20 protein-coding genes are annotated in these 23,119 nt (G+C 70.8%); 13 read left to right on the top strand and 7 right to left on the bottom strand.

Translation table 11 applies throughout. From position 1 onward, the window contains the following. Positions 1 to 47 precede the first annotated feature (47 nt). Positions 48 to 383: a DUF5133 domain-containing protein gene (locus tag SCAB_RS39885; protein ID WP_013005731.1), complete on the bottom strand. Its 336-nt coding sequence runs from the start codon at positions 381 to 383 to the stop codon at positions 48 to 50. Positions 384 to 650: 267 nt separating this feature from the next. Between SCAB_RS39885 and SCAB_RS39890 the strand changes: the two genes are divergently transcribed. Further along, the gene (locus SCAB_RS39890) at positions 651 to 1,163 is read left to right on the top strand and encodes a hypothetical protein (protein WP_013005732.1); all 513 of its coding nucleotides are present in this window, start codon (positions 651 to 653) and stop codon (positions 1,161 to 1,163) included. Then, positions 1,160 to 3,286: a glycogen debranching protein GlgX gene (gene glgX, locus SCAB_RS39895; protein WP_086022913.1), complete on the top strand. Its 2,127-nt coding sequence runs from the start codon at positions 1,160 to 1,162 to the stop codon at positions 3,284 to 3,286. The genes SCAB_RS39890 and glgX overlap by 4 nt, the downstream gene beginning before the upstream one ends. A 23-nt stretch (positions 3,287 to 3,309) precedes the next feature. Here the strand turns inward: glgX and SCAB_RS39900 are convergent, their stop codons facing one another. Then, complete coding sequence (locus SCAB_RS39900) at positions 3,310 to 4,110, bottom strand: VOC family protein (RefSeq protein WP_013005734.1); 801 nt, start codon at positions 4,108 to 4,110, stop codon at positions 3,310 to 3,312. Positions 4,111 to 4,336: 226 nt separating this feature from the next. Here SCAB_RS39900 and SCAB_RS39905 point away from each other — a divergent pair, with 226 nt between their 5' ends. After that, positions 4,337 to 5,950 carry an MFS transporter gene (locus SCAB_RS39905; RefSeq protein ID WP_013005735.1) on the top strand — a complete coding sequence of 538 codons (1,614 nt, stop codon included), beginning with the start codon at positions 4,337 to 4,339 and terminating at the stop codon, positions 5,948 to 5,950. 58 nt (positions 5,951 to 6,008) lie between these two features. Here the strand turns inward: SCAB_RS39905 and SCAB_RS39910 are convergent, their stop codons facing one another. From SCAB_RS39910 to SCAB_RS39925, 4 genes are read right to left on the bottom strand one after another with little or no spacing between them, the layout of a single operon-like run. Beyond that, entirely contained in the window at positions 6,009 to 7,040 is a 1,032-nt protein-coding gene (locus SCAB_RS39910) for a LacI family DNA-binding transcriptional regulator (RefSeq protein WP_013005736.1), read from the bottom strand. Then, a complete protein-coding gene (locus SCAB_RS39915) occupies positions 7,037 to 7,942 on the bottom strand; it encodes a carbohydrate ABC transporter permease (protein ID WP_013005737.1) in 906 nt (301 codons plus the stop codon). The genes SCAB_RS39910 and SCAB_RS39915 overlap by 4 nt, the downstream gene beginning before the upstream one ends. Further along, complete coding sequence (locus tag SCAB_RS39920; RefSeq protein WP_037728650.1) at positions 7,939 to 8,913, bottom strand: carbohydrate ABC transporter permease; 975 nt, start codon at positions 8,911 to 8,913, stop codon at positions 7,939 to 7,941. Before SCAB_RS39920 ends, SCAB_RS39915 begins: the two co-directional genes overlap by 4 nt. After that, complete coding sequence (locus SCAB_RS39925; protein WP_013005739.1) at positions 8,910 to 10,232, bottom strand: ABC transporter substrate-binding protein; 1,323 nt, start codon at positions 10,230 to 10,232, stop codon at positions 8,910 to 8,912. Before SCAB_RS39925 ends, SCAB_RS39920 begins: the two co-directional genes overlap by 4 nt. Positions 10,233 to 10,418: 186 nt before the next feature. On the opposite strand from SCAB_RS39925, the gene SCAB_RS39930 reads away from it, so the two are divergent. Next, positions 10,419 to 12,440, top strand: coding sequence for a beta-galactosidase (locus SCAB_RS39930; protein WP_013005740.1), 2,022 nt, complete (start codon positions 10,419 to 10,421; stop codon positions 12,438 to 12,440). A gap of 157 nt (positions 12,441 to 12,597) precedes the next feature. Next, positions 12,598 to 14,166 carry a glycoside hydrolase family 53 protein gene (locus tag SCAB_RS39935; protein WP_013005741.1) on the top strand — a complete coding sequence of 523 codons (1,569 nt, stop codon included), beginning with the start codon at positions 12,598 to 12,600 and terminating at the stop codon, positions 14,164 to 14,166. Positions 14,167 to 14,220: 54 nt separating this feature from the next. On the opposite strand, the gene SCAB_RS39940 is transcribed toward SCAB_RS39935, so the two are convergent. Further along, complete coding sequence (locus SCAB_RS39940; protein WP_013005742.1) at positions 14,221 to 15,054, bottom strand: ATP-grasp domain-containing protein; 834 nt, start codon at positions 15,052 to 15,054, stop codon at positions 14,221 to 14,223. Positions 15,055 to 15,348: 294 nt separating this feature from the next. Here SCAB_RS39940 and crcB (SCAB_RS39945) point away from each other — a divergent pair, with 294 nt between their 5' ends. The 8 genes from crcB (SCAB_RS39945) to SCAB_RS39980 all read left to right on the top strand — a co-directional run bounded on the left by crcB (SCAB_RS39945) (position 15,349) and on the right by SCAB_RS39980 (position 23,048). After that, positions 15,349 to 15,876, top strand: coding sequence for a fluoride efflux transporter CrcB (gene crcB, locus SCAB_RS39945; protein WP_231885184.1), 528 nt, complete (start codon positions 15,349 to 15,351; stop codon positions 15,874 to 15,876). After that, a complete protein-coding gene (gene crcB / locus SCAB_RS39950) occupies positions 15,873 to 16,247 on the top strand; it encodes a fluoride efflux transporter CrcB (RefSeq protein WP_013005744.1) in 375 nt (124 codons plus the stop codon). Before crcB (SCAB_RS39945) ends, crcB (SCAB_RS39950) begins: the two co-directional genes overlap by 4 nt. A 127-nt stretch (positions 16,248 to 16,374) precedes the next feature. Then, the gene (locus SCAB_RS39955; protein WP_013005745.1) at positions 16,375 to 17,208 is read left to right on the top strand and encodes an undecaprenyl-diphosphate phosphatase; all 834 of its coding nucleotides are present in this window, start codon (positions 16,375 to 16,377) and stop codon (positions 17,206 to 17,208) included. A 65-nt stretch (positions 17,209 to 17,273) separates the two neighbouring features. Beyond that, entirely contained in the window at positions 17,274 to 18,005 is a 732-nt protein-coding gene (locus SCAB_RS39960; RefSeq protein WP_078580266.1) for a FadR/GntR family transcriptional regulator, read from the top strand. Then, a complete protein-coding gene (locus SCAB_RS39965; RefSeq protein WP_013005747.1) occupies positions 18,002 to 19,450 on the top strand; it encodes an amino acid permease in 1,449 nt (482 codons plus the stop codon). Before SCAB_RS39960 ends, SCAB_RS39965 begins: the two co-directional genes overlap by 4 nt. An 8-nt stretch (positions 19,451 to 19,458) precedes the next feature. Then, a complete protein-coding gene (locus SCAB_RS39970; protein ID WP_013005748.1) occupies positions 19,459 to 20,505 on the top strand; it encodes an asparaginase in 1,047 nt (348 codons plus the stop codon). A gap of 210 nt (positions 20,506 to 20,715) precedes the next feature. Then, positions 20,716 to 22,128: an aspartate ammonia-lyase gene (gene aspA, locus SCAB_RS39975; RefSeq protein ID WP_013005749.1), complete on the top strand. Its 1,413-nt coding sequence runs from the start codon at positions 20,716 to 20,718 to the stop codon at positions 22,126 to 22,128. Next, positions 22,128 to 23,048: a glutaminase gene (locus SCAB_RS39980; RefSeq protein WP_013005750.1), complete on the top strand. Its 921-nt coding sequence runs from the start codon at positions 22,128 to 22,130 to the stop codon at positions 23,046 to 23,048. Before aspA ends, SCAB_RS39980 begins: the two co-directional genes overlap by 1 nt. Positions 23,049 to 23,119: the final 71 nt, after the last annotated feature.

Here is a 23,119-nt window from a genome sequence, read left to right on the forward strand (position 1 = left end):
GCCGTGCTCGGGGATCGGCGCTGGGCCGAACGGGTGTGGAACGGGTCCTACCGCCCTGACGCGAAACGCTGCCCGGACGGCGGACCGCGTCGGACGGAACGGGTCTTGCCGGTCTGGTCCTTACGGGTCCTGCCGTTCTGGGCCGACTGGGGCCGGCCGCTCTGCTCCTGGAGATAGGCGGGCAGGCTCGTCTGGAGGTAGCGCTCGGCGGCCGTCACGGCCTCGCGGGCACACCGCTTGCCCATCAGGACGCACAGCGTGTAGCCCGAGTCCTCGAAACTGTCCCGGGCGGCACGGTCGGTCGGGGACGCGAGCATCGCGCGTTCCCAGGTGCGGTAGCGCCGCAGATGTCTCGCCACCTCGTTCTTGGCGGGCAGCAACATGCGCTGGTCCCTCCCGGCACTCTCGACGGAGCACGCTTCCCTGGGGAGGTCGTGCACGGAGGGGCACCGGCGCCTCACGGAGCCGATGCCTGCACTCATGGTGCACAGGTGGCCACCGGGCGTCTTGTTGGCACTTCAACTACCCCGGCGGTCGCTCGTGTTGCACGAATGGCGTAGCACTCCCACTCTGGAGCTGACTCAGAAGTGATCGGTGCTCACGCTTCGTGCTCATGGGGCGGGAGCTTCGCCGGTGAGGAGCCAACGACGATGAAGACCGCAGTGCCTCGCTACTACCACCTCGACGTGGAGGTCGGTCCGGAACGGGTCGGCCAGGTCAGGCGCATCCTGGCCGCCCACCTCCGGTTCTGGGACCTGGAGACTTTGTCCGGGACCGTCTGCCACAACACCGAACTGCTGCTGCGCGCGATCCACGACCACGCGACGGACAAGAACACCTCGATCGAGATGTGGTGGAACGGCCGGCACCTCATCGCGGCGGTCGGCGCGAACGACCGCGAGATGCGCCCGGACCGCGAACTGCGCCCCTGCCTGACCCGGATCGCCGCGCTCAGCGACGGCTGGGGCTGCTGCTCGACGGCCACCGGCAGCACGGTCATCTGGTTCACCCAGCGGGCACCGGTGGACCAGAGCGTCCGCCTGGTGCCCACCGTGCCCGAGCCGGCCCTGCGCGAAGTCCTTCAGGTCCCCCGCGCGACGCAGGTCGCCCTGCTCGCCGGAGCTCCCGGCGACGAGCCGGACGCCTGCGAGGCCGCGCGGTGACGCTGCGAGCGGACCGGACAGGGGTGCCCGTGTGGAGCGGGCACCCCTGTCCGCTGGGCGCCTCCTACGACGGCACCGGCACCAACTTCGCGCTGTTCAGCGAGGTCGCGGAACGCGTCGACCTGGTCCTCGTGGACGACGACGGTGTCCACGACACCGTCCGGCTCACCGAGGCCGACGGGTTCGTCTGGCACGGCCACCTCCCCGGGATCGGGCCCGGACAGCGCTACGGCTACCGCGTGCACGGCCCCTGGGACCCCGCCGCCGGCCACCGCTGCGACCCGGCCAAGCTGCTGCTGGACCCGTACACCCGTGCCGTGGACGGGGAGACGGACAACCACCCCTCCCTGTACGAGCCCGGAGCCGACAGCGCCGGGCACACCATGCTCGGCGTCGTCACCGACCCGTACTTCGACTGGGGGGACGACCGTCCGCCCCGGCGGGCCTACGCCGACACGGTCGTCTACGAGGCGCACGTCCGCGGCCTCACCCGCACCCACCCCGACGTGCCGCCCGAACTGCGCGGCACCTACGCGGGACTTGCCCACCCCGCCGTCGTCGAGCACCTCACCTCGCTGGGGGTGACCGCGATCGAGCTGATGCCCGTGCACCAGTTCGTCCAGGACGGCGTCCTGCGGGACCGCGGCCTCACCAACTACTGGGGCTACAACACCATCGGGTTCTTCGCGCCGCACAACGCCTACGCCGCCCACGGCACCCGGGGCCAGCAGGTCGGCGAGTTCAAGTCGATGGTCAAGGCACTGCACGCCGCCGGCCTCGAAGTGATCCTCGACGTCGTCTACAACCACACCGCCGAAGGCAACGAGAAGGGCCCCACCCTCTCCTTCCGCGGCCTCGACAACTCCTCCTACTACCGCCTCGTGGACGGCGACTGGGGCCACTACTACGACACCACCGGCACCGGCAACAGCCTGCTGATGCGGCACCCGTACGTGCTGCAGCTGATCATGGACTCGCTGCGGTACTGGGTCACCGAGATGCACGTCGACGGCTTCCGCTTCGACCTCGCGGCCACCCTGGCCCGGCAGTTCCACGAGGTGGACCGGCTCTCGGCGTTCTTCGACCTCATCCAGCAGGACCCCGTGATCAGCCGCGTCAAGCTCATCGCCGAACCCTGGGACGTGGGCGAGGGCGGCTACCAGGTCGGCAACTTCCCGCCGCTGTGGTCGGAGTGGAACGGCAAGTACCGGGACGCCGTACGGGACTTCTGGCGCGGACGTCCGCACACGCTCGGCGAGTTCGCCTCCCGCCTGACCGGCTCCGCCGACCTGTACGAGCACAGCCGCCGCCGCCCGCGCGCCAGCGTCAACTTCGTCACCGCGCACGACGGATTCACCCTGCGCGACCTGGTCTCGTACGACGACAAGCACAACGAGGCCAACGGCGAGGGAGGCCGGGACGGCGAGAGCGTCAACCGCTCCTGGAACTGCGGGGTCGAAGGCCCCACCGACGACCCCCGCGTCCGCGCGCTGCGCGCCCGTCAGCAGCGCAACCTCCTGGCCACGCTGCTGCTCTCCCAGGGCATCCCGATGATCGGCCACGGCGACGAGTCGGGCCGCACCCAGCTCGGCAACAACAACGCCTACTGCCAGGACAACGAGATCTCCTGGCTCGACTGGCGGCCCGACCCCGAACGCGACGCGCTCCTCGCGTTCACCCGCGACCTCATCGCCCTGCGCGCCGCGCACCCCGTGCTGCGCCGCCGGCGCTTCTTCCGCGGCGACACCCCGACCCGCGCGGACCAGCCCCTGCCCGACCTGGTGTGGCTGCTGCCGGACGCCACCGAGATGACCGACGCCGACTGGGACCGCTCCGACGCGCACGCCGTGGCCGTCTTCCTCAACGGCGACGCCATCGCCGAACCCGACCCCCACGGCGGCCGGGTCGTCGACGACTCCTTCCTGCTGCTGCTCAACAGCCACTGGGAGCCGAGACGGTTCCGGCTGCCGGGTCCCGTGTACGGCGAGCGGTGGACGAGCCTGCTCGACACGGCCGCGGAGCCGGACGGCGTCCCCGACGAGACGGAGCACAAGGCGGACGCGGAGATCACCGTCGACGCCCGCGGCCTGGTCCTGCTGTCACGGCCCTGCCGGGACACCTGACCCGCGCCGGGGCCCGGTGACGGTCAGCGCCTGGTGCGCGACGTGATCGTGAACTGGGCCCCGTCCGGGTCGCGCAGCACCGCCTCGTCCGCGTCCTGCGCCAGGATCGTGCCGCCGTGGTGTTCGGCGGCCTCGACGCAGGCCGCCACGTCGGAGACGGAGAAGTGCACCTGCCAGTGCGGGCGGATCGTGGGGTCCGGCGCGGCCTCCAGCGCGCCGGAGGTGATCCGGGCGACGGCCTCGCCCTCGCTGCGCAGGACCACCTCGTTGCCCTCGTAGTGGACCTCGCAGCAGCCGGGCTTCTCGGTGGCCCACTCCAGGACCTCGCCGTAGAAGATCGCGGCGTCGAAGGCGTCCCGGGTGTGCAGCCGGATGAAGGACGGCGCGGCCTTGCGCCAGGTCTCCCAGTCGGTGAACAGGGCACCCTCCCAGATCCCGAAGGAGGCACCGTGCCGGTCGGCCAGCAGGGCCGCCCGGCCGGGCGGGAAGGAGAGAGGGCCGACGGCGACCGTGCCGCCGCGCTCCCGGGCCCGGGACGCCGCCGCGTCCGCGTCGGACACCGCGAAGTAGGGGGTCCAGGCCACCGCCATCTGCCACAGGGACGCCACCCCGGCGATCCCGGCGACCGGCACCCCGCCCGCCAGCGCGATCCTGAAGTGGTCGCCCAGTTTGGCCGTACGCCATCGCCAGCCCAGTACGGCGGCGTAGAAGTCCTCCGTGGCCGGCAGGTCCCGGCTGGTGAGGGTCACCCAGCAGGGGGCCCCGAAGACGGAATGGCTGGAGACGACGTGCTCCGCGCCCCCGAAATTACTGTCGCTGTTCATGGCAGTCGCGTCCTGGTCTCGTCCGCCGGCACACCCCGGCCGCACTCCAGTGTCCAACCGGATCCGGGACCGGTGCGCGCCGAGTACCCCCAAGTCGGCGTTCCGATCCCGGTGGGCTGCCGATCTTCGGACGGCCGTTCGGGTGATGACCAAGGGGTTCGGGCCGTTACCGGGCGCCGCCGCCGTGAGCATGCGCACGGCGGCGGATCAAGGGAAAATTCTGCCCATGGCCGACACAACGGAACGTTCCGGGCCCGGGCCGGCCGCCGCCGGCTCCGCCGCGCCCCACCAGACCCTCGCTCTCGCCGCGATGATGTTCGCCGTGTCGATGACGTTCATCGACCAGACGATCGTCGCCATCGCCGCCCCCAGCATCGTCGACGAACTGGGTCTCTCCTCGTCGGGCATGCAGTGGGTGGTCAACGCCTATCTGCTCTCCCTGGCCGCGTTCTTCGCGCTCGGCGGCCGGCTCGCCGACATCCTCGGGCACCGCCGGATGGCGGTCGTCGGCACCCTGCTCTTCGTCGTCTCCTCCGTGCTCTGCGGCTGCGTACCCGACGACAGCTTCGCGCTGGGCTGGCTGATCGCCTTCCGCGCCACACAGGGCCTGGGCGCCGCGCTGATGTTCCCCGCCGCGCTCGCCGTGGTCGTCGCCGTCTTCCCGGTCGACAGACGCGGCCGGGCGCTCGCCCTGTTCTTCGGGCTCTCCGGCGCGCTCACCGCGCTCGGTCCGCTGCTCGGCGGCTGGCTCACCGGCTGGACCTGGCGGGCCATCTTCTGGGTCAATGTGCCCGTCGCGATCGTCGCGCTCGTCCTGACCGCCCTTGCCCGCATCCCGCACCAGGTCCGCCGGGAACGCCTCGACGTACCCGGCGCCGTGCTCGTCGCCGTCGGCATGGGGCTGAGCGTGCTCGGTCTGCAGCAGGCGTCCGCCTGGGGCTGGAGCAGCTTCGCCACCTGGGCCTGCATCATCGGCGGACTCGCGGTCCTGGTGCTGTTCTGCGCCTACGAACTGCGCGTCGACGAACCGCTCGTCAAGCTCCACGTCTTCCGCGACAAGGCGTTCAGCGTCGACGCGGCCGTCCTGTTCTTCTCGATGCTCGCCTTCGTGCCGCTGTTCTTCTTCGCCTCGGTGTACGCGCAGGTCTCGCTCAGCGCCTCGCCCAACCAGGCCGCCCTGTTCCTGCTGTACTTCTTCATCGGCTTCGCCATCGCCTCCCAGTGGGGCGGCCGGATCCTCGACAAGCGCGGCGCCCGGCCCGCGCTGAAACTGGGCACTGCCCTCGGCGCGGTCGGCTTCGCCCTGTGGGCGAACAAACTGACGGACCTCTCGATGCACGACCAGTGGCCCTACGTCGCCCTCGCCGGCGCCGGCATCGGTTTCCTGCTCGCGCCCGCCTCGACCGACGCGGTGAACCGGTCCCTCAACGCCTCCTACGGCGAGGTCACGGGGATCACCCAGACCGTCCGCAACTACGCGGCGGCCGTGGGCCTCGCGGTGTACGGCACGATCCTCACGCACCTCACCACCGACAACGTCGTGGAGACCCTGACCTCGAAGGGGGTGCCGGACGACACCGCGCGGGACGTGGCCCGGGACATCGCCGAGTCGGTCACCGGCAACCCGGACAGCCAGGCGCCGAGCGGCGACGGCCCCGTCGGCACGGTGGTGCGGGACTCGGCGGACGCCATCCGCATGGACTTCGCCGAGGCCAACCAGTGGGTGTTCTACGGGATGGCCATCGCGCTCGGCGTCGGCTTCCTGTGCGCGCTGCGGCATCCGGGGACCCGGGTCACGGAGGAGACACCGGCACCGGACCGGCAGCCCGTGCACCACTGAGCCCGGAACCCGGACGGCCGTGCGGCCCGGACCCGCTCCCCGGGGCCGCAGCCGCGTCCTACGTCGACTCCCGCCGCACCAGTTCCGTCGGGAGGATCACCGCCGCCGGGTCCTCGCCGCCGATCTGGGCCAGCAGCACCCGCACCATCTCGTTGCTGATGCGGTCGTAGGGCTGGCGGATGGTGGTGAGGGCCGGGACCGCCTCCGTCGCGGCCGCCGAGTCGTCGAAACCGCCCACGGCCACGTCCTCGGGGACCCGGCGGCCCGCCCGGCGCAGCGCCGCCAGGGCGCCCTGCGCCATCAGGTCGGAGGCCACGAACACGGCGTCCAGGTCGGGGGCCCGCTCCAGCAGCCGGTCGGTGCCCGCCTCGCCGCTGGCCCGGCTGTAGTCACCGGAGACGATCAGCCGCTCGTCGATCCCGATGCCCGCCTCCCCGAGGACCTCCTTGTACCCGGCGAGACGGTCGACACCGCCGGGGGTGTCCAGCGGCCCGGTCACGACACCGACGCGGCGACGGCCCAGCGACAGCAGGTGGCGCACCATGTCCCGGGCGCCGTCCCGGTCGTCGGCGGCCACGTAGCTCACCTTGGAGCCGGGAGCCATCGGCTTGCCGCACTGCACCAGGGGGATCCCCGCCTCGCGCAGTTCCTGGGCGACCGGGTTGCCGGAGTGACTGGACACCAGCAGCACCCCGTCGACGTGGCCGGCGGTGATGTAGCGCGTGATCCGGCGCCGCTCGTCGGCCGTGCCGGCCACCATCAGCAGCAGGGGGATGTCGTGCGCGGCCAGCGCCTGGGTGCAACCGCGCAGCAGCACGTTGAAGTTGGGGTCCTCGAACAGCTTCTCCTGCGGTTCCGTCAGCAGGAAACCGATCGAGTCGGAGCGGCCCGTGATCAGCGAGCGGGCGTGCCGGTTCACGACATAACCCGTCTTCCGGATGGCGGCGTCGACCGCCTCGGCCGCTGCGGGGCTGACGTAGTGACCACCGTTGAGCACGCGCGAGACCGTCCCCCGGGAGACTCCCGCCTCGCGCGCCACATCGTGAATGGTCGGAGCCCTGCGCCTGCCCCCGGTGTTGCTCATGGTCATGACTTTACGGCTCCCGAGAGCAGATCGAGGCTCCAGAAGCGCTGGACGACCAGGAAGAGCGCGATCAGCGGGATCACCGCGAGCAGGGCGCCCGTGATCACCAGGGTGTAGAGCGCCGGGGTGTTCGCGCCCTGTTCGAGGAGGGTGAACAGGCCCAGCGTGATCGGGAACTTCTCGTCGTCGCTGAGCATGATGTACGGCAGCAGGAAGTTGTTCCAGACCGCCACGAACTGGAACAGGAAGACCGTCACCAGGCCCGGCACCATCATCGGCAGCGCGACCCGGGTGAAGATCCGCCACTCGCCCGCCCCGTCCATCCTGCCCGCCTCGACCACGTCGGAGGGGACGGCCGCGGCGGCGTAGATCCGGGACAGGTACACGCCGTACGGGGAGAGGACCAGCGGCAGCAGCACCGACCAGTAGCTGTCCGCCAGGTCCGCCTTCGCCATCAGCAGGTACTGCGGGATCGCCAGGATCACCGGGGGCATCAGCACGCCCGCCATCAGGACGTTGAAGACGGCCTCGCGACCCCGGAAGCGGTAGATCGCCAGCGCGTACCCGCTGATCGCGGAGACGGCTGTCGACAGCAGGGCGCCGGCACCGGCGTAGAGGGCGGAGTTGCCCATCCACTGCCAGTAGATGCCGTCGCGGTAGGCGTTCAGATCGGACAGGTTGCCGGCGAAGCCGGTGCCCGGCAGGAAGGTGAAGGTGGAGAACAGTTCGCTGCCCGACTTGGTGGCCGCGATCAGCACCCAGACGACGGGCAGCAGACAGTAGACGGCGCCCAGCAGCAGGGTGAGCGTCGGGACGAGCGCGATCCGGCGGCGCAGCGGTGGCCTCCGGGCGGCGCCGGGGGTCGTGCCGGCCGCCGGAGCGGCCTCGCGGACGGCAAGAGAACTCATCGTGCTGCCTCCTGCCTGTTACGGGAGTTCGCGGCTCTCAGGAAGCCGAAGGAGAGGACCAGGGTGGCCACGGCGATGATCACCGCGCCGGCCGCGGCCGAGTGGATGTCACCCTCGCCGAACGCGTCCCGGTACACCTTCATCAGCGGACTCCACGTCGTGGACACGGAGTTGGTGAGCGGCTTGAGGGTGGTGGGCTCGCTGAACACCTGGAGCGTGGCGATGATCGAGAAGAAGAAGGTCAGCACCAGCGAGGGCGCCACCATCGGGATCTTGATCCGCAGGGCGATCTGCAGCGGGGTGGCGCCGTCGAGCTTCGCCGCCTCGTACACCTCGGCCGGGATCGCCTGCAGCGAGGTGTAGATGACGATCATGTTGAAGCCGGTGCCGCCCCAGATCGCGATGTTCGACAGCGCCGCGTACAGCCCGCCGCCGTCCAGCAGGTCCGGCTGGGGGAGACCCAGCCTCTCCAGTACGAAGTAGAAGGGGCTGACGTCGGGGAGGTAGAGGAAGCCCCAGAGCAGGGCGGCGACGACGCCCGGGACGGCGTACGGCAGGAAGATCGCCAGCCGGGTGAAGGGGGCGAGGCGGACCTTGTCGCTGTCCAGCATCAGGGCGAGGACCAGCGCCAGACCGAGCATGACCGGGACCACGATCGCGCCGTAGCCGAGGACGCGCAGCGCGCCGTCCAGCAGCTCGGAGTCGGTCAGCGCGTCCGTGTAGTTCTCGATGCCCGCCCACACCTCGCTGCGCGCGCCCGAGCCGAGACCCAGCCCCTTGACCTGCACCTTGTGCAGGCTGAGCCAGAGCGCGTAGCCGATGGGGAGCGCGAAGAACAGGGTGAACAACACCGTGGCGGGGAGGAGGAAAAAGTAGGGGGCGCTTCGCGCTCGTTTGAGGGTGGTGGTGGGTGACGGGTGGGCGTACGGGGCCCCCTTGACCCCGTACGGCCTCCGGCGTGCCGTCGTCACTCCGCGACCTCGAAGCCCTGCTTCTTCATGTCGGCGACCGTGTCGTCCTGCATCGTCCTCAGGGCGGCCCCGAAGTCCGACTTGTTCTTCGCGGCGGCGCCGAACGCGTCCTTGAAGGTGGTGTACGCGACGTTCACGTTCGGGCCCCACGCGGAGGGCGCGGTCGTCTTCGCGATCCCGGAGGCGACGGTGTAGAAGTCGGCCTGGTTCGAGAAGAAGGCCGGCGGCCGGGTGAAGGCGTCACTGGTCTGGGCGGTGGTGGCGGCCGGGTAGATGCCGCCCTCCTTCGCCAGTGCGGTCAGCGCGTCGGGGTCCGTGTTCAGCCAGGTGGCGAACTTCGCGGCGGCACCCTTGTTCTTCGAGTCCGTCGTGACGGCCGTCGAGGAGCCGCCCCAGCTGCCGGTGGTGTTCTCGGACGCCGACCACTGCGGCAGCGGCGCCACCTTCCACTTGCCCTTCGTGTCCGGCGCGGCGGTGGTCAGGGTGCCCGGCGCCCACACGGCGCTGACCCAGGCGATCTGCTTGCCGGTGTTGAGGGCCTTGTTCCAGGCCGGGGTGTACATCGGCTGGTTGTCGACGGCGCCCTCCTTCACGAGGCCGCCCCAGAAGTCGGCGACCCGCTTCGTCGCCGCGTCGTCGATGCCGACCTTCCACTTCTGGCCCTCGGTGGTCCACCACTTCGCGCCCGCCTGCTGGGCGAGGCCGGCGAAGAGGCCGGAGTCGTTCGCCGAAAAGGTGGTGAGGTCGACGTCCGCGTCCTCCTTCTTCAGCTTCCGGGCGGTCTCGGCGAACTCGTCCCAGGTCTTGGGCACTTCGAGGCCGTACTTCTTGAAGAGGTCCTCGCGGTAGTAGAACATCATCGGCCCGATGTCCTGCGGGATCGCGTACACGGCGTCCGAGCCCAGAGTGGTCTGCTGCCAGACGCCGTCGGCGAACTTGGCCTTCGCCGCGCCGGACTCCTCGGCTATGTCGGCGACCGCGTCGTTGCTGACCAGCGTCGGCAGCGCCTGGTACTCGGCCTGCACCAGGTCGGGACCCTTGCCTGCCTTGTGCGCGGTGAGGATCTTGGTGACCAGGGTGTCGCCGGAGGCCTGCTTCTTCACCGTGACGGTGATCTGCTGCTTCTTGCCGGGACCCTTGTTCCACAGGTCGACGACCTTGTCCATCCCCGGCGTCCAGGTCCAGTACGTCAGCTCGGCGGGCCCCGCCTGGGTCTCGCCGTCGTCGCCGGACCCGCCGCAGGCGGCGAGGGTGGTGGCGCCGAGCGCGACGGCGACGGCGGTGGCCACAAAGCGCCCGTGCTTCGTGATGTCGGACATGGATCGTTCTCCCCTGACCTGGGCCCTCGTCTGCCGCGAGGACCGTGCCATGCTTCTGTGAGCGTTCACAGTAGAGAAACATCCCGGACACTTGTCAATGGTTGTAGCTGTGCGGTTATGTTGGGCTTGCATCGCCGAATCTGTGTGTGCACGTTCCCAAATGATCAACTCAAACGGGAGAGATCCATGCCGGAGACCACCCCCACGGGCCTCACCAGGCTCGCCTTCGGTGGCGACTACAACCCCGAGCAGTGGCCGGAAACCGTCTGGCAGGAGGACGTCCGGCTGATGCGCGAGGCCGGCGTCACGATGGTGAGCGTCGGGATCTTCTCCTGGGCCCTGCTGGAGACCTCGCGCGGCATCTACGACTTCGGCTGGCTCGACCGGCTGCTCGACCTGCTCCACGAGAACGGCATCCGCGTCGACCTCGGCACCCCCACCGTCGTCCCGCCCGTCTGGTTCTACCGCGAGCACCCCGAGGCGCTGCCCGTGACCGCCGACGGCACCCGCTACGAGTTCGGCTCCCGGGGCGCCATCTGCCACAGCAACGCCGACTACCGCGCCGCCGCCGCGACCATCACCACCAGGCTCGCCGAGCGCTACGCCGACCACCCGGCGCTCGCCCTGTGGCACGTGCACAACGAGTACGGCGTCCCCGTCTCCGCCTGCTACTGCGACTCCTGCGCCGCGCACTTCCGCCGCTGGCTGGAGCGTGTGTACGGTGACGTCGAGGCGGTCAACGAAGCCTGGGGCACGGCCTTCTGGGGTCAGCACTACACCGACTTCGCGCAGATCAACCCGCCGCGCACCACCCCCACCGTCGGCAACCCGGGGCAGGCACTCGACTACAAGCGGTTCGCCGACGAGACCGTCCGCGAGAACTTCGTCGCCGAGCGGGACATCCTGCACCGCCTCGCCCCCGGCATCCCGGTCACCACCAACTTCATGGCCGCGCTCAGCCAGTGCGACTCCATGGACTACTGGGCCTGGGGCCGCGAGGTCGACCTCGTGACCAACGACCACTACCTGATCACCGACGGCCGCCGCACCCACGTCAACCTCGCGATGGCCGCCGACCTCACGCGCTCGGTGGGCGCCGGCGCCCCCTGGCTGCTCCTGGAACACTCCACCTCGGGCGTCAACTGGCAGGCCCGCAACCCCGCCAAGGCCCCCGGCCAGATGGCCCGCAACTCGCTCGCCCATGTGGCGCGCGGCTCCGACGGCGCCATGTTCTTCCAGTGGCGGCAGTCCCGGCGCGGCGCCGAGAAGTTCCACTCGGCGATGCTCCCGCAGGCCGGCACCGAGTCGCGGGTGTGGCGCGAGGTCGTCGAACTGGGCGCGTCCCTGGACTCGCTGAGCCAGGTCCGCGGCAGCCGGACCGTCGCCGACGTGGCCGTCCTGTGGGACTGGCACTCCTGGTGGGCGCAGAACCTCGCCTGGCGCCCCAGCGAGGACCACGACGCCCGTGAGCGCGCGGACGCCTTCTACGCGGCCCTCTACGACCGCCACCTCACGGTCGACTTCGCCCACCCCGAGGCCGACCTGTCGGCCTACCCGCTGGTCGTCGTCCCCGCGCTGTACCTGACGACCGAAGCGGCCGGGAACAACCTCAAGGAGTACGTCGAGAACGGTGGCACCCTCGTCGTCTCCTGCTTCTCGGGAATCGTCGACGAGCACGACGCCGTCCACGAGGGCCCCTACCCGGGCGCCCTGCGGGACGTGCTCGGCCTGACCGTCGAGGAGTTCTCGCCGCTGCAGGCAGGGGAGAGCGTACGGCTCACCGGCCCCGACGGCTCCGAGCTGACCGGCGACGTGTGGACGGAGTTCGTGGTGCCGCGCGGCGCCGAACCGGTGTGGACCTACGCCGACGGCCTCACCGCCGGACGGCCCGCCGTCACCCGGCACCGGCTCGGCGAGGGCTCCGCCTGGTACGTGTCGACCCGCCTCGACGCGCACGGTCTGGACGCGCTGCTCGGCTGGGCCGCCGACGACGCGGGCCTCGCGCCCCGCGGCGACCTGCCACGCGACGTCGAAGTGGTGCGCCGCGCGGGCGAGTCGGGCGCCTTCCTGTTCGCGATCAACCACACCGCGACCGACGCGAAGGTGCCGCTCGACGCCGAGGGCACCGAACTCCTCACCGGCGAACGCGCGGCGGGCCGTCTCGCCGTCCCCGCGGGCGGCGTCAGGGTCGTACGCCTCGACGCCTGATCACGGCGTACGAACCGGCACCCGCCACCCCCCCGAACACCGGCCGGATCTCTGGGGACTTCCGGCCGGTACCGGCGGCGTCGCGCCCACGGCCTTCGGGTGCGGCGCCGCCGCGGCACCGTGCAGCCAGGTCCCCACCTTCGTCGAAGGGACGACGATGTTCCACGCGAGACGCGCCCTCAGGGCCCTGCTCATACCGCTGTTCGCAGGTCTGGCGCTGACCACCCTGCCCGCCGGACCGGCAGCCGCGGCCTCCACCCTCACCAACGGGGGCTTCGAGTCCGACGGCACCGGAACCGCGACGCCGGCCGGCTGGTCGACGTACTCGGCCGCCGGGCAGAACTCCGCCTCCTTCACCGAGTACGGTGGCCACGGCGGCAGTCACCGCCTCAGCCACTGGTCGGCCTCGGCCTACAAGGTGGAGACCTACCAGTACCTGTCCGGCCTGACCAACGGCACCTACAAGCTCACCGCCTGGGTGCGTTCCGGCGGCGGCCAGAACTCCGCGTACCTCGCGCTGAGGAACTGCGGCAGTGCCGAACAGCGCACCGACATCCCGGTCTCCGCGAGCGGCTGGATCCGGATCGTCACCTCGATCGCGGTGACGAACAACCAGTGCACCATCAGCGTCACCTCCGACGCGGCCGCGGGCAACTGGCTCAACGTCGACGACCTGACCTTCACCCCCGGTTCGACCGGCCTGGCCGTCAAGGGCTCCGACGTGTCCTCCCTCCTCAAGAGCGAGGCCAAGGGCGGCGTCTACAAGAACGCCTCCGGCGCCACCGGCGACGCGCTCGCCGTCCTGAAGAACGCCGGTCAGAACTACGCCCGCGTCAAGGTCTGGGTGAACCCGGCCGACGGCTACAACAACAAGGCGCGCGTGCTGGCCGCCGCCAAGCGCGTCAAGGCGCAGGGCATGAAGCTGCTGGTCGACTTCCACTACTCGGACACCTGGGCCGACCCCGGCGCCCAGACCGTTCCGTCCGCGTGGGCCGGGCACAGCTACAGCCAGTTGAAGGCGGACGTCTACACCCACACCTACGACGTCCTCAACGCCCTGAAGTCCCAGGGCACCACCGCCGACATGGTCCAGGTGGGCAACGAGATCAACGGCGGCATGCTGTGGTCCGCCGGATCCACCTCCAACTGGCCGCAGCTCGCCGGACTGCTCAACTCCGGCTACGACGCGGTCAAGGCGGTCGGCTCCGGCACCCGCGTGGCGCTGCACCTCGCCAAGGGCGGCGACCTGTCGGGCACCCGCTGGTGGTTCGACAACGCCGTGTCCAACGGCGTCAGGTTCGACGTCATCGGGCTGTCGTACTATGGCTACTGGCACGGCACGCTCGCGGACTTCCAGACCACGCTGGACGACGCCGCCTCCCGGTACGGCAAGCCGGTGTACCTGGCCGAGACCGCCTACCCGTTCCGGCTGGACAGCAAGGACACGCACGAGAACATCATCGACGTGCCGAGCGAGCTGGTCGCCGGCTACCCCGCCACGACCGCCGGCCAGACCCGCTGGATGAAGGACGTCGCCAGCATCGTCGAGGCCGTCCCGAACGGCCGTGGCCTCGGCATCTTCTACTGGGAGTCGACGTGGACCGCCGTCGCGGGCAACGGATGGGACCCGACGGACGCGGCCTCCGGGAACGGCTGGGAGAACCAGGCCCTGTTCGGGTACGACGACAGGGCGCTCCCGGCGATGGCCTGGTTCGGCCACCGGTAGGACACCGCCGCTGAGTTCGGGGCCGCACGTGCCGGCGTGCGGCCCTTCGGACGTTCAGCCGCCCGCGGTCCGCAGGAAGGCGTGCAGCGAGTCGGTCAGGGCGGTCACGAAGCCGTCCCGGACCGGCTCCGGCACCCGGTCCAGGGAGAGGTACGGGTTGAGGTCCTCCAGCTCGACCAGGAGCAGGTCGCCGTCCCGGGTGCGGCAGGCGTCCACTCGCTGGATGCCGTGGTCGAGGGTGTTCCAGTCGATGAACCGCCGGGCGAAGGCGAGGTCGGCCGCCGAGGCCGCACAGGGCTCCAGGACCCAGCGCCGGGCGGGGTCCGGCGCGTAGAGGGCGTACTGGAAGGTGTCGTCGACGTAGTAGAAGGACACCTCGTGACGGAAATCGACGCGGGGCTGGACCAGGTCGTCGCCCCAGGTCAGGTCCGCCAGTTCGGCACCGGTCACGAAGCGCAGGCCGATGGAGTCGGCGCCGGCCCTCGGCTTCACCGCGTAGGCGTCGGCCGCGGGCAGCCGTCCCAGGTCCTCGGGCCTGTCGACGGTGGGGATGACCGGGTACCCGGCCTCCGTCAGGTCCACCAGGTACTGCTTGCCGGCCATGTCGGCCCGGCCGGTCAGCGGGTTGTAGACGGGGGTGCCCAGCGCCCGCGCCCGCGTGCGGAACGCGTCGTACGCCTCCCGGTGGTGCAGGACCGGCCCGCTGTTGCGGACCACGACCGCGTCGAAGCCGTCCAGCAGGGCCGCGGCGTCCAGCGGATGGCACAGGGCGAGGTCGAACTCCGCGCGCAGCCGGGAGGTGAGGAAGACGTCCTCGTCGCCGTAGCGCCGCCCGCGGGCCGGATAGGAGAGGTCGGTGACGTACAGCAGGCGGGGGCGGGCGGGCACGGCGGTCTCCCTGGTCGGTGACGGCCAACCTAACCCGGGGCCCTGGGGTGCGGCCCGGCCGCCTGACGGCACGGCCCGGGGAGGAACGTCGCACCCCGGGGTGTGCCCGGGCACCGGCCGGGTGCGCGGCGCAGCACGGCCGCGTTACGCTGACGACCGGCCGCGATCCCTCGCGGCGCGGCGGTGGGGCCCGCCGTACCCGAACCGCGGCACCGGTGCCGACAACGGTCCCTGCTTGCGACGGAGCACGCCCGGCGGACGCCGGGCCCCGGCGAGTAGGAGAGACGCACAGCCATGCCGGCCCCCCACCCCGAACCCGAAGCCCCTGTGCCGGGCGCGACCGTACCCGCGCTGTCCCCCGACGCCCCCGTGGCCGATCCGCCCCGGCCCGCCCGCTGGCACGGGCAGGCGCCCGTGGTCGCGGTCGTGGCGGCCGGCGGCGGTATCGGCGCCGCGGCACGCTACGGCGCCTCTCTCCTGTGGCCCACGGCGGCGGCCGGCTTCCCCTGGACCACGTTCTGGGTGAACGTCGCCGGCTGCTGCGTGATCGGCCTCTTCATGGTCGTGATCACGGAGGGACGACCCGTACACCGGCTGGTCCGGCCCTTCTTCGGCACCGGAGTCCTCGGCGGCTTCACCACCTTCTCGACGTACGCCGTCGACATCCAGCGCCTGATGGAGGAGGGCCGGCCCGGCACCGCCCTCGCCTACCTCGCCGCGACCCTTCTCGCCGCCCTCGCGGCGGTCTGGCTCGCGGCGGCGACGGCGCGGCGCCTGCTCCCGACCCTGCCCCTGCGCGAGAAAGGTAAGAGGTCGTCGTGAACTGGGTGCTCGTCATCGTCGGCGGCATGGTCGGCGCGCCCCTGCGCTACCTCACCGACCGTGCCGTCCAGGCGCGGCACGCCACCGGCTTCCCCTGGGGGACGTTCGCCGTCAACGTCACCGGGTCCCTGGTCCTCGGCACCCTCACCGGTGCCGTCGCGGCCGGCGCCGTCGGCTCCCATCTGCAGCTTCTGCTCGGCACCGGGCTGTGCGGGGCGCTCACCACGTACTCGACCTTCTCGTACGAGACCCTGCGGCTGGCCCAGGACGGCGCCCGTCCGCTCGCCGTCGCCAACGCGGTCGCGAGCGTGGCGGCGGGCCTGGGCGCCGTCTTCGTGGGGCTGACGGTGGCGCGGGCCCTCTGGCTCTGAGCACGGCCCTTACCCGGCTGTAGTACGACTGCCTCCCCGGCGCGATCACGGTCGCCGTGAGCCGTGGCCGGTCGCACCTCAGCCATGCGCCCGTCAGGCATGCCCTCGCCGAGCAGAACTGGACCCCATGAGCACCATCAGCGTCGGTCAGGCCGTCGTCCTCGGAGCGGTGGAGGGCGTCACGGAGTTCCTCCCGGTGTCCTCCACCGGCCATCTGAAGATCACCGAAGGACTCATGGGGATCCAGGTCGACGACAAGGCCGTCGTCGGGTTCTCCGCGGTGATCCAGGTCGGTGCGATCGCCGCGGTGCTCGTCTACTTCCGCAAGGACATCGTGCGGATCTGTGCCGCCTGGTTCCGCGGAATCCTCCACGCGGGGGAGCGGCAGGAGCGTGACTACCGGTTCGCGTGGTGGGTGATCGCCGCGACGGTCCCGATCGTCCTCGTGGGGCTCGCCGCCCGGTCGCTCATCGAGGGGCCGCTCGCCTCGCTGTGGGTGGTGGCCGGTTCGCTGATCGTCGGCAGCGGTGTGATGTGGGTCGCGGAACAGGTGGGCCGGCGCCGGCGCGCGGAGGAGGACACCCGGTTCCGGGACGCGATGCTCGTCGGCGGTTCGCAGATCCTCGCTTTGCTCTTCCCGGGTTTCTCCCGCTCCGGCGCCACCATGTCCACCGCGCTGCTGCTCGACCTCGACCGGGTCGCGGCCACCCGGCTCTCGTTCTTCCTCGGCATACCGGCCCTGACCGGCGCCGGGCTCTACGAGTTGAAGGACGCCCTCGGCGCGGGGGTGGGCGCGGCCCCGCTGATCGCCGGAACCGCCGTCTCGTTCGCGGTCGCGTACGCCTCCGTCGCCTGGCTGCTGAAGTTCGTGACCCGGCATTCCTTCAACGTGTTCGTCGCCTACCGGATCGTCGTCGGCGTGCTCCTCCTCGGGCTGCTCGGCGCGGGCGGGCTGAGCTGACCAGCTCGAAGATCGAATCCCCGACCTCTTGACAGCCCCCTCCCGTCACCCGCAGGATCACCCCCGTGAACCTGTCAGACAGCCAGACAGGTGGCTCGGCACCCCGGCGCGTCAGCGCCATGGAAGCGGTGCTCACCCACCTCCGCGACGCCATCGAGCGCGGCAAGTACGCCATCGGGGACAAGCTCCCCTCGGAGGCGGAGCTGTGCCGACAGCTCGAAGTGAGCCGTCCGGTGCTCCGCGAGGCGCTCCGCGCGCTGCAGGTGATGGGACTGACCCAGTCCCGCACCGGCAAGGGCACCTTCGTGATCGCGAACGCCGTCGAGGACCCCACCTTCGGCGACTTCACGGCCAGCGACCTGCTGGAGGTGCGCCGCCACGTGGAGATCCCGGTCGCCGGGTACGCGGCGGTGCGCCGCACCCCGGAGAACCTGGACCATCTGGCCCATCTCCTGGACCGGATGGAGCGGGAGACCGACACCACCGCCTGGGTCGCGATGGACTCCCTCTTCCACCTGGCCGTGGCCGAGGCCGCCCAGAACCCGGTGTTCCGCCGGGTGATCGAGGAGATCCGGGACGCACTGGCCCGCCAGTCGGCCTTCCTCAACGAGCTGGGCGGCCGGCGCGAGCAGTCCAACCGTGAACACCGGGCCATCGTCGAGGCGCTGATCGACGGTTCCGAACACGACGCGGTGGAGGCCATGTCCCACCACCTCGACCGCGTCGAGACCACCCTCACCGACATCGTGCGTTCCCCGCGCACGGAGAGTTCCACGGAAGGCGGACCCGAGGCGTGAGCGAGCAGTCCCTCGACAAAGACGTCGTGCAGACCAGGACGTCCCCGGCGCACGTCGACGCCGGAGACGCCGGCTACAGCAAGTCCCTGAAGTCCCGCCACGTCAACATGATCGCCATCGGCGGAGCGATCGGCACCGGCCTGTTCCTCGGCGCCGGAGGCCGGCTCGCCGACGCCGGGCCGTCCCTCTTCATCGCCTACGCGGTCTGCGGAGTCTTCGCCTTCCTCGTCGTCCGCGCCCTCGGCGAACTGGTCCTGTACCGGCCGTCCTCCGGCGCCTTCGTGTCCTACGCCCGGGAGTTCCTCGGTGAGAAGGGCGCGTACACGGCCGGCTGGATGTACTTCCTGAACTGGGCCACCACCGGCATCGCCGACATCACCGCGGTCGCCCTCTACACCCACTACTGGGGCATGTTCTCCGACATCCCCCAGTGGGTGATCGCGCTCATCGCGCTCGGGGTCGTCCTGGCCGTGAACCTGATCTCGGTGAAGATGTTCGGCGAACTGGAGTTCTGGTTCGCGATCATCAAGGTCGGCGCGCTCGTGACCTTCATGCTGATCGGCATCTTCCTGCTGGTCACCCAGCAGCCGGTCGACGGTCATACTCCCGGCCCGTCCCTGATCACCGACAACGGCGGCATCTTCCCCAACGGCCTGCTGCCCATGCTGCTGATCATCCAGGGCGTCGTCTTCGCCTACGCCTCCGTCGAACTGGTCGGCGTCGCCGCGGGCGAGACCGAGAACCCCGAGAAGATCATGCCGAAGGCGATCAACTCGATCATGTGGCGCGTCGGCCTCTTCTACGTCGGCTCCGTCCTGCTGCTTGCGATGCTGCTGCCCTGGTCCTCGTACAAGGCCGGCGAGAGTCCCTTCGTCACGGTGCTCTCCAACATCGGCATCCCAGCGGCCGGCGGCATCATGAACCTGGTCGTGATGACCGCGGCCATGTCCTCGCTCAACTCGGGCCTGTACTCCACCGGACGCATCCTGCGCTCGATGGCGATGGCGGGCTCCGCCCCGAAGTTCACCGGCGTGATGAGCCGCAACCAGGTGCCCTACGGCGGCATCCTGCTCACCAGCGGCATCTGCGTGCTCGGTGTCGGACTGAACTTCGTGGTCCCGGCCGACGCGTTCGAGATCGTGCTCAACTTCGCCGCGATCGGCATCATCTGCACCTGGGGCATGATCATGATCTGTCACCTGGTGTTCTGGCAGAAGACCGAGAAGGGCGAGCTGACCCGGCCGAGCTACCGGCTGCCGGGCTCCCCGTGGACCGAACTGGTCACCCTGTTCTTCCTGGGCTCGGTCCTCGTCCTGATGTACGCGGACGGCGGCGCGGGCCGCACGACCGTGCTGTGCCTCCCCCTCATAGTGCTGGCGCTGATCGCGGGGTGGTTCGGCGTCCGTCGCCGGGTCGCCCAGCAGTCGGCCGGAGTGAAGAAGTGATCCACGCAGTGACGTACGACCCCACGACCACCGGCGCCGCGGCGATCCCTGCGGCTCCGGTGGCCGCGGCCCCCGCGATCCGGGAACCGCTCCACGCCCCCGTCGCCCACCTCGTACGCGGAGGTGTCATCGAGGGCATCCACTACGGCTCCGTCGTGGTGCTGGGAGCCGGCGGGGAGGTGGAACTCCAACTCGGCGACATCGAGGCGGCGTTCTACCCCCGGTCGGCTCTCAAGCCGGTCCAGGCCGTGGCGATGCTGCGCGCCGGACTGCCGCTGGACGGCGCACTGCTGTCCCTCACGGCGGCCAGCCACTCCGGCGAGGAACGCCACCTCGCCGGAGCCCGGCAGATCCTCCAGCTGGCCGGGGCGAGCGAGGACGACCTGCGCAACGTCCCCGACATGCCCTTCGACCCGGCGGTCCGGGACCAGTGGATACGCGAGGGGAGGCAGCCCTCCCGTCTCGCGCAGAACTGTTCCGGCAAGCACGCGGCCATGCTCTACACCTGCCGGCTCAACGGCTGGTCGTTCGACGACTACCTCGACCCGGCCCACCCCTTGCAGCAGGCCATCGCGGAGATCGTCGAGGACCTCACCGGGCAGGCCGTCGCCCGGGTGACCGTCGACGGCTGCGGTGCCCCCCTCTTCTCCGTCTCCCTGCACGGCCTGGCCCGCGCTCTCTCCAGGATCACCACCGCCGCCGAGGGCACCCCCGAGCGCACGGTCGCCGACGCCATGCGCGCGCACGCCGAGATGGCGTCCGGCGCCGGGCGCGATGTGGCCGAGCTGATGCGGGCCGTGCCCGGACTGCTCACCAAGGACGGCTTCGAGGGCGTCCAGGTCACAGCCCTCCCGGACGGCCGGGCCGTCGCCGTGAAGATCGCCGACGGCGCGAACCGGGCGCGGGTGCCGGTGACGGCCGCCGCGCTCGTGCGGGCCGGGGTCGCCCCCGAGGCTCTCGCCGCGTTCTCGGGCGAGGCGCTGCTCGGAGGCGGACGGGAGGTCGGGCGGGTCGGTGTGGTGCGGGCGCTGGATCCGATGCCGCGATTGCCCTGACCGTCGGGCGGGTTGTCGACTGCCGGCCCGGTGGGGCTTCTCGCGCAGTTCCCCGCGCCCCTGAAAAGCCGGGGCTGCGCCCCGAGCCTTCCTGTTCTTTCAAGGGCGCGGGGAACTGCGCGAGAGCCCCCACCGGACCCGCACCCGACAACACGCCCCCGCCCACCACCACCCACCCACCCGCACAGCACCAGGAAAGGCCCACCCTCCATGACCGCCGCTACCACCCGCAGCGAGCACGACCTGCTCGGTGACCGTGACGTTCCCGCCGATGCGTACTGGGGTGTGCACACTCTGCGCGCGACGGAGAACTTCCCGATCACCGGTATGCCGATCTCGGCGTACCCGCATCTGATCGAGGCGCTGGCCGCGGTGAAGGAGGCCGCCGCCCTCGCGAACGAGGAACTCGGTCTGTTGGAGGCGGGGAAGGCCGCCGCGATCGTCGGGGCGTGCCGGGAGGTCCGTGGCGGCAGGCTGCATGATCAGTTCGTCGTGGACGTCATCCAGGGTGGTGCGGGCACGTCGACGAACATGAACGCCAACGAGGTTGTCGCCAACCGGGCGCTGGAGCTGCTGGGCCACGCCAAGGGGCAGTACGAGTTCCTGCACCCGAACGAGGACGTCAATCTCGGCCAGTCGACGAACGACGTGTACCCGACCGCTGTGAAGGTCGCGACCGTCTTCGCGGTGCGGGAGCTGCTCCGTGCGATGGCGGTGCTCCAGGATTCCTTCGCCCGTAAGGCGGTGGAGTTCCGTGATGTGCTGAAGATGGGCCGTACGCAGTTGCAGGACGCGGTGCCCATGACGCTGGGCCAGGAGTTCTCGTCGTACGCGGTGATGCTGGACGAGGACCGGTCCCGTCTGGCGGAGGCCGTGGAACTGGTCCATGAGATCAACCTGGGTGCCACGGCCATCGGCACGGGCCTCAACGCCCCGGCCGGGTATGCCGAGTCGGCGCGCCGGCATCTCGCGGACATCACGGGGCTGCCGCTGGTGACGGCGGCCAATCTGGTGGAGGCGACGCAGGACTGCGGTGCGTTCGTGCAGATGTCGGGGGTGCTCAAGCGCATCGCGGTGAAGCTCTCCAAGAGCTGCAATGATCTGCGGCTGTTGTCGTCGGGGCCGCGGGCGGGGCTGAACGAGATCAACCTGCCGCCGGTGCAGGCGGGTTCGTCGATCATGCCGGGCAAGGTGAACCCGGTGATTCCCGAGGTGGTCAACCAGGTCGCCTTCGAGGTGATCGGCAACGACGTCACCATCACGATGGCCGCCGAGGCCGGTCAGCTCCAGCTGAACGCCTTCGAGCCGATCATCCTGCACTCGCTGTCGGAGTCCCTCACCCATCTGCGGGCCGCCTGTCTGACGCTCGCCGAGCGGTGCGTGGACGGGATCACCGCGAACACCGAGGCGCTGCGCGCGAGCGTGGAGAACTCCATCGGTCTGGTGACCGCCCTCAACCCCTACATCGGCTACTCGGCGGCCACCGACATCGCCAAGGAAGCCCTCGCCACCGGCCGAGGTGTCGCCGAACTCGTCCAGGAGAAGGGCCTGCTGCCCGCCGACCGGCTCCGGGAACTGCTGCGGCCCGAGGTGCTCGCGGGCAGCGGCGGACCCCTCGGCTGATGGGATCGCCCACCTACCAGGCGGTGCTGGAACGCATCGCCGAGGAGATCGAGCGGACCCCGGGCCGCGGCCGGCCCGCCGACTACATCCCGGCGCTCGCGGCCGTCGACCCGCGCCGCTTCGGCATGGCCGTCGCGGAACCGGACGGCACGGTGTACGGCGTGGGGGACTGGCGCGAGCCGTTCTCCACGCAGTCCATCACCAAGGTGTTCACCCTCGCCCTCGACCTGGCTCGCGAGGGTGACGCCCTCTGGGAGCACGTGGGCCGGGAGCCCTCAGGCAACCCCTTCAACTCCCTGGTCCAGCTGGAGTACGAGAGCGGCATCCCGCGCAACCCGTTCATCAACGCGGGTGCCCTCGTCGTCACCGACCGCCTCCACACCCGGACGGGCGACGCGGCCGGCGAACTGCTCGCCTTCCTGCGGTCGGAGAGCGGCAACCCGGACCTGGACTTCGACGTGGAGATCGCCGCCTCCGAAACGGCCCATGGGGACCGCAACGCGGCCCTCGCCCACTTCATGGCCTCGTACGGCAACATCGACAACCCCGTACCGGCCCTCCTCGACCAGTACTTCCGGCAGTGCTCCCTCACCGCCTCCTGCGCCGACCTGGCCCTCGCGACCACCTTCCTGGCCCGCCACGGCGTCCGGGCCGACGGCACCCGCCTGCTGACGCGCAGCCAGGCGAAACAGGTCAACGCGGTCATGCTCACCTGCGGGACGTACGACGCGGCGGGCGAGTTCGCCTACCGCGTCGGCCTGCCCGGCAAGAGCGGTGTGGGCGGCGGCATCATCGCCGTCGTACCGGGCCGCTGCGGGCTGTGCGTATGGAGTCCGGGGCTGGACGAGCGGGGCAACTCGGTGGCGGGAGTGGCGGCGCTGGACCGGTTCACCACCCTGACGGGACTGTCGGTCTTCTGACCGCCGCGCCGACCGGTTCGTTCCTGGTCACGTCCCGGTACCCGCCCGGAGGGCGGTACGTCGCCTGCCCG

The sequence above is a fragment of the Streptomyces scabiei 87.22 genome, from assembly GCF_000091305.1.
GTDB classification, from domain to species: Bacteria; Actinomycetota; Actinomycetes; order Streptomycetales; family Streptomycetaceae; genus Streptomyces; species Streptomyces scabiei.